The organism is Brevundimonas sp. GW821-FHT02A10 (assembly GCF_059422025.1).
This window is the reverse complement of record NZ_JBWKWC010000001.1, coordinates 122,441-138,273: the sequence shown is the minus strand read 5'-3', so window position 1 is coordinate 138,273 and position 15,833 is coordinate 122,441. Positions and strand designations below refer to the sequence as shown.

General features: G+C 69.3%; 6 protein-coding genes. All 6 read left to right on the top strand.

What is annotated here, in order from left to right; translation table 11 throughout:
• The first annotated feature begins 189 nt into the window (after positions 1-189).
• The 6 genes from AC07U0_RS00620 (at position 190) to AC07U0_RS00595 (ending at position 15,825) form a co-directional block, all read left to right on the top strand.
• A complete protein-coding gene (locus AC07U0_RS00620) occupies positions 190-1,770 on the top strand; it encodes a cytochrome ubiquinol oxidase subunit I (protein WP_494719167.1) in 1,581 nt (526 codons plus the stop codon).
• 26 nt (positions 1,771-1,796) lie between these two features.
• Positions 1,797-2,945, top strand: a complete 1,149-nt coding sequence (cydB, locus tag AC07U0_RS00615; protein ID WP_494718103.1) for a cytochrome d ubiquinol oxidase subunit II — start codon at positions 1,797-1,799, stop codon at positions 2,943-2,945.
• A 19-nt stretch (positions 2,946-2,964) separates the two neighbouring features.
• Complete coding sequence (gene cydX / locus AC07U0_RS00610; RefSeq protein WP_207931478.1) at positions 2,965-3,114, top strand: cytochrome bd-I oxidase subunit CydX; 150 nt, start codon at positions 2,965-2,967, stop codon at positions 3,112-3,114.
• On the top strand, positions 3,101-4,477 hold the full coding sequence (gene hemN, locus AC07U0_RS00605) for an oxygen-independent coproporphyrinogen III oxidase (RefSeq protein WP_494718102.1): 1,377 nt from the start codon (positions 3,101-3,103) through the stop codon (positions 4,475-4,477). The genes cydX and hemN overlap by 14 nt, the downstream gene beginning before the upstream one ends.
• Positions 4,478-4,621: 144 nt before the next feature.
• Positions 4,622-5,287, top strand: coding sequence for an OmpW/AlkL family protein (locus AC07U0_RS00600; protein ID WP_494718101.1), 666 nt, complete (start codon positions 4,622-4,624; stop codon positions 5,285-5,287).
• A 329-nt stretch (positions 5,288-5,616) separates the two neighbouring features.
• Positions 5,617-15,825 carry an Ig-like domain-containing protein gene (locus AC07U0_RS00595; RefSeq protein WP_494718100.1) on the top strand — a complete coding sequence of 3,403 codons (10,209 nt, stop codon included), beginning with the start codon at positions 5,617-5,619 and terminating at the stop codon, positions 15,823-15,825.
• The last annotated feature ends 8 nt before the right edge of the window (positions 15,826-15,833 follow it).

The following is a 15,833-nucleotide window of genomic DNA, read 5'->3' as shown; positions in this document are numbered from 1 at the left end:
CTCCAGCGCCCGGCCGTCGCCGAACGCCATGGGACAAAACGCCGTTGGACCGAACGTCCAAGGGCGATCCGTCCAATACGGAGCGTGCGCGTAGAGGGCTTTGATCCAGATCAAGGCGTGGCCCTCGCCAGACTTCTAGGGCCAACGAAACGCGGGTCGTCGGGGCCGGCGTCCTGGAGCATCGCCATGATCGACCTCGCGGTCGTCGACCTGTCCCGTCTGCAGTTCGCGCTGACGGCCCTCTACCACTTCCTGTTCGTGCCCCTGACCCTGGGGCTCAGCTTCATGCTGGTCATCATGGAGTCGATCTATGTGATGACCCGCCGGCCGATCTGGCGGACCATCACCCGCTTCTGGGGCACATTGTTCGGCATCAACTTCGTTCTGGGCGTCGCGACCGGGATCACCATGGAGTTCCAGTTCGGGATGAACTGGGCCTATTATAGCCACTACGTCGGCGACATCTTCGGCGCGCCCCTGGCCATTGAGGGCCTGATGGCCTTCTTCCTGGAGGCCACCTTCGTCGGGCTGATGTTCTTCGGCTGGGAGAAACTGAAGCCCTCGGCCCACCTGTTCGTCACCTTCATGGTCGCGCTGGGCACGAACCTGTCGGCCCTGTGGATCCTGATCGCCAACGGCTGGATGCAGAACCCGGTCGGCGCCGCCTTCAACCCCGACACCATGCGGATGGAAGTCACGGACTTCATGGCCGTGCTGTTCAACCCGGTGGCCCAGGCCAAGTTCGTGCACACGGTCTCGGCCGGCTATGTCTGCGCTTCGGTCTTCGTGCTGGGCGTCTCGGCCTTCTATCTGCTCAGGGGCAAGCACGTCGGCTTCGCCAAGCGGTCGATGACGGTGGCCTCGGCCTTCGGTCTGGCGGCGTCGCTGTCGGTTGTGGTTCTGGGTGACCAGTCCGGCTATGCCCTGACCGACAACCAGAAAATGAAGCTGGCCGCGCTGGAGGCCATGTGGCGCACCGAGCCCGCGCCAGCGGGCCTGACCCTTGTCGGCATCCCCAGCATGAAGGACCGCGAGACCCACTACGGCGTCCACATCCCCTGGGTCATGGGCCTGATCGCGACGCGCACGGTCAACAAGCCGGTCGAGGGCATCTTCGAACTGGTCGCCACCGCCGAAACCCGGATCGAGAGCGGCGTCATCGCCTATGACGCCCTGCAGAAGGTCAAGGCCAATCCGGCTGATCCCGCCGCGCGAGGTGTCTTCGAACTGCACCGCCGTGACCTCGGCTACGCGTTGCTGCTCAAGCGCCACGTCGTCGATCCGCGCAGCGCCTCGCCCGAACTGATCCGTCAGACGGCGTGGGAGACGGTGCCGAACGTGCCGGCCCTGTTCTGGAGCTTCCGCGTCATGGCCGGGATCGGGATGTTCATGATCGCCCTGTTCGGCACGGCCTTCGTCCTGTGCACCATGCGAAGACACGACACGAAGTGGTTCCTGCGGATCGCGGTGCTGGCCCTGCCCCTGCCGTGGGTGGCCATCGAGTTCGGCTGGATTCTGGCCGAGTTTGGACGCCAGCCGTGGTCGGTCGACGGGGTTCTGCCGACCTTCCTCGGCGCCTCCAGCCTGACCGTGCCCCAGCTGTGGGCCACCATCGTCGGCTTCACCCTGCTGTACGGCGCACTCGCCGTCGTCGAGGTCCGGCTGATGCTGCTCGCCATCAAGAAGGGGCCGTTCCACGAACAGGAGACGTTCGGCGAACCGACCCCCGAGGCTCCTGACGTGCGCCCGCTCGCGCCCGCCGTCGCCTGACCCAGACCTTCCAAGGACATCCGACCATGGATCTTCCCATCGACTTCGCCACCCTCCGCCTGATCTGGTGGGGCCTGCTGGGCGTGCTGCTGATCGCCTTCGCCCTGACCGACGGCTTCGACCTCGGCGTCGGCGCCCTGCTGCCCTTCGTCGCCCGCAACGACGCCGAGCGCCGGATGGTGATCAACACCGTCGGCGCCACCTGGGAGGGCAACCAGGTGTGGTTCATCCTCGGCGGCGGCGCGATCTTCGCCGCCTGGCCCTTCGTCTATGCGGTCAGCTTCTCCGGCTTCTACCTGGCCATGTTCCTAGTGCTGTCGGCCCTGATCCTGAGGCCGGTGTCGTTCAAGTACCGCTCCAAGCGGCCGTCGCCGAAGTGGCGGTCGTTCTGGGACTGGTGCCTGTTCATCGGCGGCTTCGTGCCCTCGCTGGTGTTCGGAGTGGCGGTCGGCAACGTCCTGCTCGGCGCACCCTTCCATCTGGATAGCGACCTGCGCAGCTTCTACGACGGCAATCTGCTGGGCCTGTTCACCCCGTTCAGCCTGATCGCCGGCCTGCTGTCGGTGGCCATGCTGGTGCTGCACGGCGCGGCCTGGCTGTCGGTGAAGGCCGAGCCCGGACCGGTGCTGGATCGGGCGCGGAAGTTCGGCACGATCGCGGGCGTTCTGGCGCTGGTCCTGTTCGCGGCTGGCGGCCTCTATGTGGCCTTCGGCGGCCTTGGCTACCGGATCACGGGCGCGCTGGACCCCAACGGCTTCTCCAACCCGTTGCGGACGACGGTTCAGGCCGCGCCCGGCGCCTGGCTGGACAACTATGGCCGCTATCCGTGGATGATGATCGCCCCGGCGCTTGGTTTCATTGGCGCCCTGACCGGTCTGACCGGGATGTGGCGGCGGTCGGCGCCGCTGGCCTTCGGCGGATCGTCGCTCTCAACCGTGGGGATCATCTCGACGGTGGGCCTGTCGATGTTCCCCTTCATTCTTCCCAGCTCGGTGAACCCCCAGTCCAGCCTGACCGTCTGGAACGCCTCGTCCAGCCACCTGACCCTGTTCATCATGCTGCTCGTCACCGCGGTCTTCCTGCCGCTGATCCTGATCTACACGACCTGGGTCTATCGCGTGCTCTGGGGCCGGACCTCGACCGCCGCCCTCAAGACCAACCCCGACCTCTACTGAGCCATAGGAGCTTTGAGCGATGTGGTATTTCTCCTGGATCCTCGGCCTCGGCCTCGCCGTCGGCTTCGGCGTCCTGAACGGCCTGTGGCACGAGTTCCACCTGTTCGATGAAGGCGACGCCGGCCTGTCCGTTCCTGATGCGTCGAAAGAGGGCGATGTTCCCCTCTAGCCCCTCCGGCCTGACCACGCGTGACCTGATCGAGCGCTACGACGCCCACGCCCCGCGCTACACCTCCTATCCGACCGCAGCCCAATTCACCCCGGCGATCGGGGCGGGGCAGTGGGCGGCGTGGCTGAAGGCTGCGCCGGTGGACCGGGCGGTGTCCCTCTATCTGCACATCCCCTTCTGCAAGCAGCTTTGCTGGTACTGCGGCTGCAACACCCGGGCGATGAACCGGCCCGAACTGATCTCCAGCTACGTCGACCTGCTGCTCAGGGAGGCTGATCTGGTTCTGGCCCAGGTCGGGCGGCCGGTGCGGGTGGGCTCGGTCCATCTGGGCGGCGGCACGCCCAACATGCTGTCGCCCGATGATCTGGAGCGGCTGTTCGCGGGGCTGAGCGCGCGCTTCGATCTGGGCGACTGTTTCGAGATCGCCGCCGAGCTGGATCCCGAGGTGCTGACGCCGGAGTGGGTCGAGGCTGCGGGGCGGATCGGCCTCAGCCGCGCCAGTCTGGGCGTTCAGGACCTGTCGCCGCAGGTGCAGGCGGCGGTGAACCGGCCGGAGAGCTTCGAGACCATTCGCTGGGCGGCGGAGGCCCTGCGCGAGCAGGGCGTGAGCTCCCTGAACCTTGACCTGATGTACGGTCTGCCGCTGCAGGCGGTGGAGCATGTGGTGACGACGCTCGGGCAGGTCACGACCCTGCAGCCCGAGCGGATCGCCCTGTTCGGATACGCCCATGTGCCGTGGATGAAGCCGCACCAGAAGCTGATCCACGACGCCGACCTGCCCGACGCCGAGACCCGCTTCGTGCAGAGCCAGGCGGCGGCCCGGTACCTGACCGCCAAGGGCTGGCAGGCGATCGGGCTGGATCATTTCGCCCTGCCGCACGACGGTCTGGCCGCGGCGGCGCGGGCCGGACGGCTGCACCGCAACTTCCAGGGCTATACGACCGACGAGGCCGAGGTGCTGATCGGTCTGGGCGTCTCGGCCATCAGCCGGACGCCGGCGGGCTTCGTCCAGAACATGGCCAATGAGCGCGACTGGCGCGCCGCCGTTGGCGAGGGCGAGCTTCCCGTCGCCCGGGGCGTGGCCATGACCGGTCGTGACGGCTTCATCGGCGAGATCATCGAGCGGCTGATGTGCGACTTCGCCGTGGACGTGGGCGAGGTCTCCCACCGTCGCCGTCGTGACCTGTCGGAAGTCGCCGGCGCCTGGCCCCTGCTGCGCCGGTTTCGCGCCGATGGTCTGGTCACGGTCGAGGACGCGGTAGTCGAGGTCACGCCTCTGGGGCGACCCTTCGTGCGAGCGATCTGCGCCGCCTTCGATCCCGACGCGACCAGCTTCCGCCAGAAGCACGCCCGGGTCGTCTAGAAGGACAGCCCCGAAGGACAGATTGTCCACCCCCTCAGCGGTTTGCGCTGGATCAAAGTCTCCGGTTCGGGGCGGGCGCATCACCCGGCCAAGGCGCTCGCCACCGGCCGCATGAGGCGGCCCCGGGCGTCGGGGATAAGACCAATGACCCTCAAGACCCTGTTCCTCGCCACGCTCGCCGCGACCGCTGTGGCGCTTCCCGCCATGGCCCAGACCACGTCCGCTGACGCCGCCTGGACCGCGCCGCGCAAGGGCGACTGGCTGATCACCGGCCGGGTGACCGACGTCTTCTCCAGCGCTGACGACGCTATCCGCACCAGCGCCGGGGCGGACAGCGGCCTGCACGTCGATGTCGGCGACAGCGTCATGCCGACTCTGGGCTTCACATACTTCCTGACCGACCACTGGGCGGTCGAGGGCATCCTCGGCACGACGAAGCACGAGATCCGCGCCCAAGGCGGGACGACCGACGTCGCGGTGCATGAGACCTGGGTCCTGCCGCCCGTCGTGACCCTGCAGTACCGCCCTCTGACCGGCGGTCGCATCAGCCCCTATGTCGGAGCCGGGATCAACTACATGCTGTTCTACGGCGGTGAGGACCAGAACGGCTTCAAGGTCCATTTGAAGGACGGCTTCGGCTATGCGGCCCAGATCGGCGCCGATATCGGTCTGAAGGGACCGTGGAGCCTGAATCTCGACGTCAAGAAGGTCTGGTTCAACACCGACGCCCGCATCAATGACGGCGCCCTGAACAGCGATGTCGATCTGGATCCCTGGGTGGTGTCCGTGGGGGTAAGCCGGCGTTTCTAGGAACGCTGGCGCCTGGCGCGGTCAACGGCTCACCAGGGCTCGGCGACGCAAGCCGGCCGGTCGGACGTTCTCGCTGGAGGGACATCCGGTGAAGACCGGATGTTGCGCGCATTAACCTATCGATAACTAAGGAGTTTCGGGCAGGTATCCACCCTAAGTAGACCTACTGAGGACGGATGGGGGTTCCTCTGCGAGAAATCCCGGGTCGTTCCGGATGACATGTCGGGGTGGGGGTCCATGCACCCCCCTGCCAGCCTCCACCCCGCGCATCCGGAACGGCGCCGGGATGAAAGCGCGCCCGCCAGACGGCGCGCAGGTGGAGGAAGACCATGAACGCTGTCGCCGCGCAGGACGCGCTGAACACCGAAGCCAAGCTGAGCAACGCCGGAACCCCGGTAAACTCGGCGCCGACGATCGAGGCTTCCGGCGTTCTGGACGTTCGAGCGGCGCGTGACGTCTATCTGGATCTGAATGCTTCCGACGTCGCCGCGATGGCGCGCGACGGCCTCGACCTGGTGCTGGAAAATGCCCAGGGCCAGATCCTGCGTCTGGCGGGCTTTTTCCAGGGCGCAGTCGACCGCAAGCTGTTCCTTGAGAACGACGACAATCACGCGGTCCTGTTCAATACGGCGGCGGTGTCGGATGGCCCGCTGACCCTGAATTTCGCCGCCCTCGAGCAGCTGTCGCCCTTTGAAAGCCTGACGGCCTCGGCCGAGGGCGCCGTGCTGACGGGCGGCGCCGCCGTCGGCGGCGTCGGTGCGGGCGGTGCGGCGCTGGGCGGTCTCGCCGCCCTAGGCGGTCTGGCGGCTGTGGCCGGCGGCGGAGGCGGCGGTGGATCGGACGCGCCGAGCCAGCCTGTCGCCGACACGATTGCGCCTGCCGCTGCGACCAACCTGGCCTTCGCCTCGACCGGCGTGACCCTGACCGGGTCCGGCGAGGCCGGCGCGGCCGTCACCGTGCGCAATTCTGCCGGAGCCGTCATCGGCACGGGAACGGTCGCCGCGAACGGGACCTTCTCCGTCGCCCTGACCTCGCCGCTGCTGGACGGCCAGAGCGTGACGGTCACCCTTGCCGATGCAGCGGGCAATGTTTCGGGGCCGGCGACCGCCGTCGCCCCCGACACCACCGCCCCGGCGCCCGCGGGCAACGTCGATGTGACAGACACGGGCGCCGCGGTCACTGGCTCCGGTCAGGCGGGCGCGACCGTGACGGTACGTGGCCCTGATGGCGGAACGATCGGCACGGGCGTCGTGGCCCCTGACGGGACCTTCACCGTTACCCTGCAGACGCCTTTGACCAACGGCCAGACGGTCAGCGTGGTTCTGACCGATGCGGCGGGTAATCCCTCGACGCCCGCGACCGCCCAAGCGCCCGACACCACAGCGCCCAATGCAGCGACGGATGTTCAGGTGTCCGCTACTGGCGGCGCCGTTACCGGCGCGGGCGAGGCCGGCGCTACAGTGACCGTGCGCGGGCCGAACGGCGCGACGATCGGCACGGGCGTGGTCCAGCCGGACGGACGTTTCACCGTGACCCTGACGACGCCGCTGATCGCCAGCGAGACCGTCAGCGTCATCCAGACCGACCCGGCCGGAAATCCGTCGCCGGCCGCGAGCGCGACCGCGCCCGACCTGACCTTCCCTGGCGGCCCCAATGGAACCGACGCCCCGGTCCTGATCATCGGCGAGGCCGCCCTTGGCGTGAACGCCGTCGAACTGGCCGACGGAATCCAGGCGCGGGTCGCCCTGACGCCGGGCGCCCAGGCCGGTGACCGGGTTGTCGTCACCGTGACCGCGAACGGCGCCCCCCTGAACGTCGAACATGTGCTCGTCGCCGGAGAGATCGCGGCGGGCGTGGCCGAGGTGACCCTGCCTTCGACCCTGACCGACGGCAGCTATTCCGTCGTGGCGGTCATCACTGATGGACGCGGATCGTCCTCGACGCCGTCCGCGACCGTGGCCATCGTGGTGGACACGACCACGACGGCGCCGGTCCTGACCTCGACCAACGGCGTGGGCCTGTCGGGCACGGCAGAGGCCGGCGCCACCGTGACCCTGTTGAACGCGAGCGGGGCGCCTGTCATCGGCGTGAACGGCGCCGCGGTGACGGCGACCGTGGCCGCGAACGGAACCTGGACTCTCCCGGGCGCCGCCGTGTCCGGCGGTCTCGACGGCTTCACCGGATCGGTCCGCGCGACGGACATCGCGGGCAATGCCGCCCAGAGCCCCGTGGGCCCCATCGATGGAACGACCACGGCGCCGCTGGTTCTCGCCCAGAACGGTCTGGGCATCCAGGGCACGGCGGAGGCGGGCGCGACCCTGACCTTGCTGGACGCCTCGGGTAACCCGGTTCCCGGCGCCGGCGGCGCGCCGATCTCCGTGCTGGTGGACGCCCAGGGCGGCTGGAGTATCCCGGCATCGGACGTGCCCGGCGGTCTCGACGGCTTTACCGGTTCTGTCCGCGCGGTGGACCCGGCCGGTAATTCGGCCGCCAGCCCCGTGGGGCCGATCGACGGGTCTGTGACTGTGTCGCTGAGCATCGACCCGATCACCCCCGACAATGTCGTCAATGGTGATGAGGCCGCTTCCGGCTCCGTCGATGTCACCGGCATGGCCTATGGCGACTTCACTCCCGGCGATACGGTGACGGTCACCCTGCCCACCGGGGTGATTCATTTTGCGGTTCTGGCGGTAAACGGAAGCTGGACCGTCTCGGTGCCCGGTTTGGACCTGGCCGCCGGCGATACCGTCATTGCCGAGATCACCACGACCGATACCAACGGCGATCCGGTCGTGGTCGCCTGGACCCAGACCTATGTCGTGGATCTCGAGCACCTGGCGCCGATTGTCACCGTCGCCAACGGGACCGAAGTCAGCGGCACCGGCGAGCCCTGGACCATCGTCAATCTGCTGGACGCGGGCGGCAATGTGCAGGGCACCGCCATGGTCGGCGACAACGGCCGCTGGGTGATCCCGGCGACCGGTCTGACGGTCTCGCTGGACGGCTTCACGGGGTCAGCCCAAGGCGTCGATCTGGCAGGCAATATCGCCGCCACGCCGGTGGGACCCATCGACGGAACGACGACGGCGCCGGTGGTGACCACGGCGAACGGCGCGGGTCTGACGGGCACGGCCGAGGCCGGAGCCACGGTGACCCTGGTCGACGCCAATGGCGCGCCGGTTCTCGATGCGGGCGGCAATGCCGTCACCACGGTGGCGAGCTCCAACGGCGTCTGGACCCTGCCGGCGGGGATGGTCCCGGGTGGCATTGACGGCTTCACCGGGACGGTGAGCGCGGTGGACGTGGCCGGCAATACAGCGACGACGGCGGTGGGCCCCATCGACGGCCTGACCCCTAACCCCGTGATCACGGGCGCCAACGGCGGCGGCATCAGCGGCACGGCAGAGCCGGGCGCCGTCATCCTGCTGGACGCCAACGGCGCCCCGGTGATCGGGACCGACGGCCAGCCGGTGCGGACGCTGGTCGCCGCCGACGGCAGCTGGAGCATTCCGGCATCGGCCGTGCCTGGCGGCCTCAACGGTTTCGTCGGTTCGGTCCAGGCGGTTGATCCGGCGGGCAACGCCTCGGCGGCCTCGGTCGGTCCGATCGACGGTTCGGTGACCGTCACCCTGACGGTCGATCCGGTCACCGCCGACAATGTCCTCAATCTGGTGGAATCCCAAGGCTTGCTGACCCTGAGCGGTCGGGCCGTCGGCGACTTCACCGCCGGTCAGGCCGTCGTTGTGACCCTGTCCAACGGCGTGGTGCTGAACACCGTCCTGACGGCTGACGGAAGCTGGACGGTCGCGGCAAACGGCGCCAGCCTGGCGGGCGCGACGTCGGTGACGGCGACGACCCAGACGACCGATACGGCGGGCAATACCGTCACTGTCTCGGGCGGCCATGTCTATGGCGTCGATCTGGTCGCCACAGCGCCGGTCATCGCCGACGCCAATGGAGCAGCGGTCTCCGGTACGGCGGATCCGGGCGATACGATCGCCCTTCTGAGCGGCTCCGGCGCGGTTATCGCCACCGTGACAGCGGGTTTCGACGGCGCATGGCGCTTCCCGGCCAGTGTCGTGCCCGGCGGTCTGGACGGCTTCGGCGGCTCGGTCCGCGCGACCGATCCGGCGGGCAATACCGCCTCGGCGATCCTGCCGGCCATCGATGGCTCGACCACGACCCCGACCCTGACCTCGGCTAACGGGCTCGGCTTGACCGGGACGGCCGAGGCGGGCGCGACCATCACCCTGCTGAGCGCCGCCGGAACCCCGGTGACGGGCGCCAACGGCAGTCCGGTCACCGTGACCGTCGCCGCCGACGGACGCTGGACGGTCCCGGCCGGTGCGGTTCCCGGAGGCGTCGATGGTTTCACCGGTTCGGTGCGCGCGACGGACGCCGCAGGCAATACGGCCCAGACGGGCGTCGGCCCTGTGGACGGCTCCACCCCTGCGCCGGTGATCACCGCGCAGAACGGTCTGGGCGTTCAGGGCGTAGCCGAGGCCGGAGCAACTCTGACCCTTCTGGACGTCAACGGAAATCCGGTGACGGGCGTGGGCGGCGGCGCCGTCACCGTGGTCGCCGACTCCGGTGGCGCATGGACCATCCCCGCTGCCGCCATCCCCGGCGGGCTGGACGGCTTCACGGGTTCGGTGCGGGCGGTGGACGCCGCGGGCAATGCGGCCGCCAGCGCGGTCGGACCGATCGACGGCTCGGTCACCCTGTCGCTGAACATCGACGCCGTGACCGCCGACAACGTTATCAACATCGCCGAGGGCGCGGCGGCTTCCGTCGCTGTGACGGGGCAGGCGATCGGAGACTACACGGCCGGAGCGACCGTCACCGTCACCCTGTCGAACGGCGCGGTCCAGACCGGGACGCTCGCGGCTGACGGAAGCTGGACGGTCGCCTTCGCGGGCGCCGATCTGGCGGCCTCGACCACGATCACGGTGGTCGCCACGACCACGGACAGCGCCGGCAACAGCGTCACCGTCACTGATACCCAGACCTTCGGCGTCGATCTGGTCGCACCCACGACGCCGGCGATCGTCATCGCCAATGGCTCGGGCGTCAGCGGCACGGGCGAGGTCGGCTCCACGATCAGCCTGCTGGGCGCGGGCGGCGCGGTGATCGCCACGACCGTCGTCGCGGCCAATGGCCAGTGGGCCATCCCCGCCGCCTCGGTGTCCGGTGGTCTGAATGGTTTTACCGGCTCGGTCCAGGCGGCCGACGCCGCTGGCAATCTCAGCGCCACGGCCTTGGGCCCTGTCGATGGAACCACGGTCGGACCGATCGTGACGGCCTCCAACGGTGCGGCCCTGACCGGCACGGCGGAGGCGGGCGCTACCGTGACCCTGTTCAACTCGGGCGGGACGCCCATTCTCGACGCGGGCGGCGCCCCGATCAGCGTGGTGGTCAACGGCGCGGGCGTCTGGACCATCCCCGGCGCTTCGATCCCCGGCGGACTGGACGGCTTCACCGGCACGGCGCGAGCCGTGGATGTCGCGGGCAACGCCGCCAGCGGCGCGGTCGGTCCCGTGGACGGCCTCACCCCGGCGCCGATCATTTCGGCGGCCAATGGCGCAGGCTTGTTCGGTACGGCCGAGGCCGGCGCGACGGTGGCTCTGCTCGACGCGGGCGGAAACCCGGTGCTCAACGGCGGAGGCTCGCCCATCCAGGCGGTGGTCGCCGCTGACGGGTCCTGGAGCTTCCCGGCCTCGGCGGTTCCCGGCGGTCTGGACGGCTTCAGCGGATCCGTCCGGGCGACCGATCTGGTCGGCAACGCGGCCGCCACCCCCGTCGGACCGATCGACGGCGCCGCCAATCTGACCCTGGTCATCGATTCCGTCACCCCGGACAACGTCCTGAACGGCGCCGAGGCTGCCCAGGCGGCGGTCGCCATCACCGGCCATGCGGTCGGCGACATCGTCGTCGGCGCGGCGATCCGGGTCGAGCTCTCGACCGGGGTCTTCGTCAACACCACTGTCGGCGCGGGCGGTGTCTGGAGCGCGACCTTCACCGGCGCCCAGCTGCAGGCCTCGACCTCGGTCACCGCCACGGCCAGCGCCACCGACGGCGCGGGCAATACGGTCACCGTCACCGACGTCCAGTCCTATGCGGTTGATCTGACCACGGCGGCCCCGGCGATCACCGTCGCGAACGGCGCGGGTCTGTCGGGCACGGCGGAAGCCGGCGCCACCATCACGGTCCGCAATGCGAGCGGCCAGACGGTCGGTTCGACCGTCACGAACGGCGCGGGCCAATGGGCTATCGCCGCGGCGGCCCTGTCCGCCAGTCTGGACGGCTTCTCCGGCTCGGTTCAGGCGGCAGACGCGGCCGGAAACACGGCGGCCAGCCCGGTCGGCCCGGTGGACGGCGCGGTGCGTCTGCTGCTGGCGGTCGATCCCGTCACCACCGACAATGTCGTCAACATCGCCGAGGCCGGATCGGCTTCGGTGACCGTCAGCGGCGGCGCGACCGGCGAATATCGCGCCGGGGACACGATCACCGTCACCCTGTCCAACGGCGCGAGCCAGAGCGCCATTCTGGCGGCCAACGGCGCCTGGTCGGTGGCCTTTGCGGGCGCCGATCTGGCGGCCTCGACCGGACTGACGGCTTCGGTCACCACGACCGACGCCGCCGGCAATACGGCGACGGTCGCCCTGCAGCGGCTGTATGGCGTGGACCTGGTCGCGCCCAATGCTCCGGTCCTGACCGGCGCCGGCGTCGCGGGGCTGAGCGGCTCGGGCGAGGTCGGCGCAACGGTGCAGCTGCGCGACGGCGCGGGCGCGGCCGTTATCGGCAGCTCCGGCCAGCCGGTCGTCGCCGTCGTCGGTGCGGGCGGAACCTGGACCATTCCATCGACGGCCTTTGCAGGCGGCGCGGTGCCGCCCAATTTCTCCGGACAGGTCACGGCGGTCGACGCCGCCGGCAACGTCTCCGCGGCGACGACCATCGCGCCGATCGACGTCACCCCGCCCAGCGGCGCGACGACGGCGATCGCCATCGACGTCATCGCCGGTGACGACATCGTCAACCGGATCGAGTCACAGGGCCCGGTGACGGTCACCGGCCGGGTCACCGGCGAGTTCCGGGCGGGCGACGCCGTCACCGTGACGGCCGGGGCCCAGACCTTCACCGGTACCGTCGCCGCCGACGGCCGCTGGTCGATCGCGGCCTCGGGCGCGGCCCTGACGGGCGGGACCCTGAGCGCCTCGGTTCAGGCCAGCGATGCGGCGGGCAACGTCGGGACCATCACCGGCTCGCGGCCCTATACGCTCGACATCCTCGGCCCCGGCGGTCCCGCCGGAACCCAGGCGCCGGTCCTCGGCATCGCCGATGCGGCCGATGGCCTGATCACCCCGGCGGAGTTCGCCGATGGCGTCTCGGCGGTGGTGACCCTGACCCCCGCGACCCAGGTCGGCGACACCGTGACCCTGACGGTGACGACGGGCGGCGTGTCCCAGACCTTCAGCACGGTCGTCACCGCCCCCATCCTGGCGGCCGGTCAGGCGGTCTTCGCCATTGGCGCGGGTCTGTCGGACGGCCAGTATTCGGCAACGGCGGTCATTCGCGATCCGTCGGGCAATGCCTCGGCGCCCTCGACGACCGCGAACTTCGCTGTCGACGCCGTGCCGATCAACATCGCCAATGCGACAGCTGCAGTGTCCGAGACCGCGCTCGGCGTAGCGGCGACCGGCAGCGTGGCCGTCACCGGCGCGACCGGCGCCGTGACCTATGCCCTGCAGGCCCCGACGGGCGTCTTCACCTCCCATGGCCAAACGATCACCTGGGCCGTGGACGGGACCGGCGCCCTGGTTGGTTCTGCGGGCGGCCAAGCGGTGGTGCGCGCGACCATCAACGCCTCAGGTCAGTACAGCGTCACCCTGCTGGGCGCGCTGGATCATCCGGCGGCGGGGGCGGACGTCCTGCAACTGCCCATCGGCGTCTCGGTCACCGACAGTGACGGCACGGCGCGCGGTGTCATCAATCTCGGCGTCACCGACGGGGTGCCCGTGCTGGCGGCGCCAACGACCCTGACCCCGACCGCGCCCGGCGTGATCGTCGGTGATCTGGTCCAAGGCTTCGGCGCGGACGGCGGCGCGATCACCTCGGTGACCATCGACGGCCGGACCTTCACCTATGCGCCCGCCACCGGATCCGTGACGGCGTCGGGCGCGTCCTCGACCATCGTCTCCTACGGTGTCGCCGGAGGGGTGCTGTCGGCCACGACCGTGCGCGGCGAGAGCATCAGCTTCGACTTCGCAAGCGGCGACTACCGGGTGCAGGTGACCGGTCAGGACTCGGCGGCTCCCGCTTCGGTCCGGCCCGATGTGGCTCTGGGCGGCAACAGCGGCCTGCTGGGTCTGCTCAACGCTGACGTTCTCGGCTTGATCAGGCTCGACCAACAGCAGTTCTTCTCGGCTTCCGACGCCAACAATGACATCAGCTCGGTGACGGTCCGCTATTCGGCGGCCATCGGCCTCGGCCTGAAAACCTTCAGCTACAACGCCGCTCTCGCGGCCGAGCTCGGCCTGTCGGTGGCCCAGACCAACACCTTCCTGCTGCCGGGCTCGTCGCAACTGGTCATCACCGCCGTCGGCGGGGGGGCGGTCGATAATCTGAAGCTCAACGAGTTCCTCGGCTCGATCACCATGAGCGGGGGCCTGTCCGGCCTGCTGGATCTGAACGTCGCCCAGACCATCAGCATCCAGGCCACCGATCAGGCCGGCCATGTCACCCTGGCGTCGGAGAGCAATCTGGCGAACCTGAGCCTGGTCGCGGGACTGCTGGGCGCGAGCCAGCCGGCCCAGATTCTGACGGGTTCGGCGACGGGTAATGTAATCACGGCCTCCGACACCGGCACGGGCGCAGCGCTGGACAACCGCCTCTACGGCTATGCCGGCGACGACACTCTGAACGCGGGCCTCGGCAACGACATCCTGCGCGGCGGCTCTGGCAATGACACCCTGAACGGCGGGGCCGGCAACGACCTGCTGATCGGGGGGACCGGCAACGACACCCTGAACGGCGGCGCGGGCGTCGACGTCTTCCGCTGGGAACGCGGCGATCAGGGCACCATCGCCCAGCCGGCCGCCGACGTGATCACCGACTTCAACACCGCCAGCCTGACCCTGGGCGGCGACGTTCTCGACCTGTCCAGCCTGCTGGTCGGCGAGGGCCGGATCGGCGCCAACCCCGGCAATCTGTCGAACTATATCCATTTCGAACAGACCGCCTCTGGCACCCTGATCCACATCAGCACGACCGGCGGCTTCGTCGGCGGCTACGGTTCCTCGACCTCGACGGGCGGGGCAGGGGATCAGACCATCCTGCTGTCCAACGTCAACCTGACCTCGGGCTTCACCTCGGATCAGGCGATCCTGGCTGACCTGCTGACGCGCGGGAAGCTGGTGGTGGATACGCTGACGGTGGACGGCTCGACCGCCTCCAACACCCTGGTCATCGGCACGTCGGTGATCGACGGAGACGGCGACATCGCCTCGACCAGTGTCTCGATCAACAGCGCGAATGTGGTTCCCCTGCCGCCGGTCGCGGGCAATGTCGCCCCGGTGGTCGAGGCCAACGCCCAGAGCCTGCTCGGCCTGATCGGTCTGGGCGCGGCCGGGCTGAACCTGAATGGTCAGGATCTGCTGGCGGCCGACGCCAACGGCAATCTCAGCCACGTCAGCGTCGAATACGCCCCCACGGTCGCGCTCAATCTGACGCCCCTGACCTTCGCCTGGGACACCGCCCTCGCAGCCAGCTATGGCCTTGGTGTTCAGGTCACCCAATCCTCGGGCCTGCTCGGCATCGTGGCGCCGACCGCCCGGATCGAGGTTACGGCCCTGAATGGCGGGGTGATCGACAACCTCCAGATCAACCGCTTCCTCGAGACGGTGCATCTGACGGACACCAGCGGCGGCCTGCTCAGCAGCACCCTGCTCAGCGCCAATGTTCTGAACGCCATGACGATCACCGCCACCGACGCCCAGGGGCTCAGCAGTTCGGCGGTCATCGGCTCGGTCGTGAACGTCAACCTGCTCAACAGTCTCGACGGCCCCGATCCGGTCACCGGCTCGTCCGTGGAGAGCCTGACGCGGGTCGCCGAGAGCGATGCCTCGGCGAGTGGTTCCGGCGGCGGGGACACGAGCGACAATCACGGGGCCATCGCCTCCCACGCCGCCCTCGCCGGCGGCGACGGCTCCGACATGATCGTCGTGCCCAGCGAGGACGCGAGCGTCCACGCCGGGGCCTCGGACGGCGGGAGCGACATCGTGGCGACCACCTTCGACGTCGATATCGCCTGGCAAGGGCTCGACACGGGCCTTTCAGCCGGAACGGAGACGGCCGACGGCAATGCGGGGATCGTTCACGACCTGACCCGGGCCATCCTCGACGAACCGGAGGTCTTCCTGACCTCCGGCGACCAGCCCGACACGCTGAACCAGCCTCTGCAGAGCATCGAGGCCGGCTACGACCTCTATGTCGCCCCGATGCCCATCCTCGAAGACGGAGGCGTCGCACACCATCCATGATCAACCGG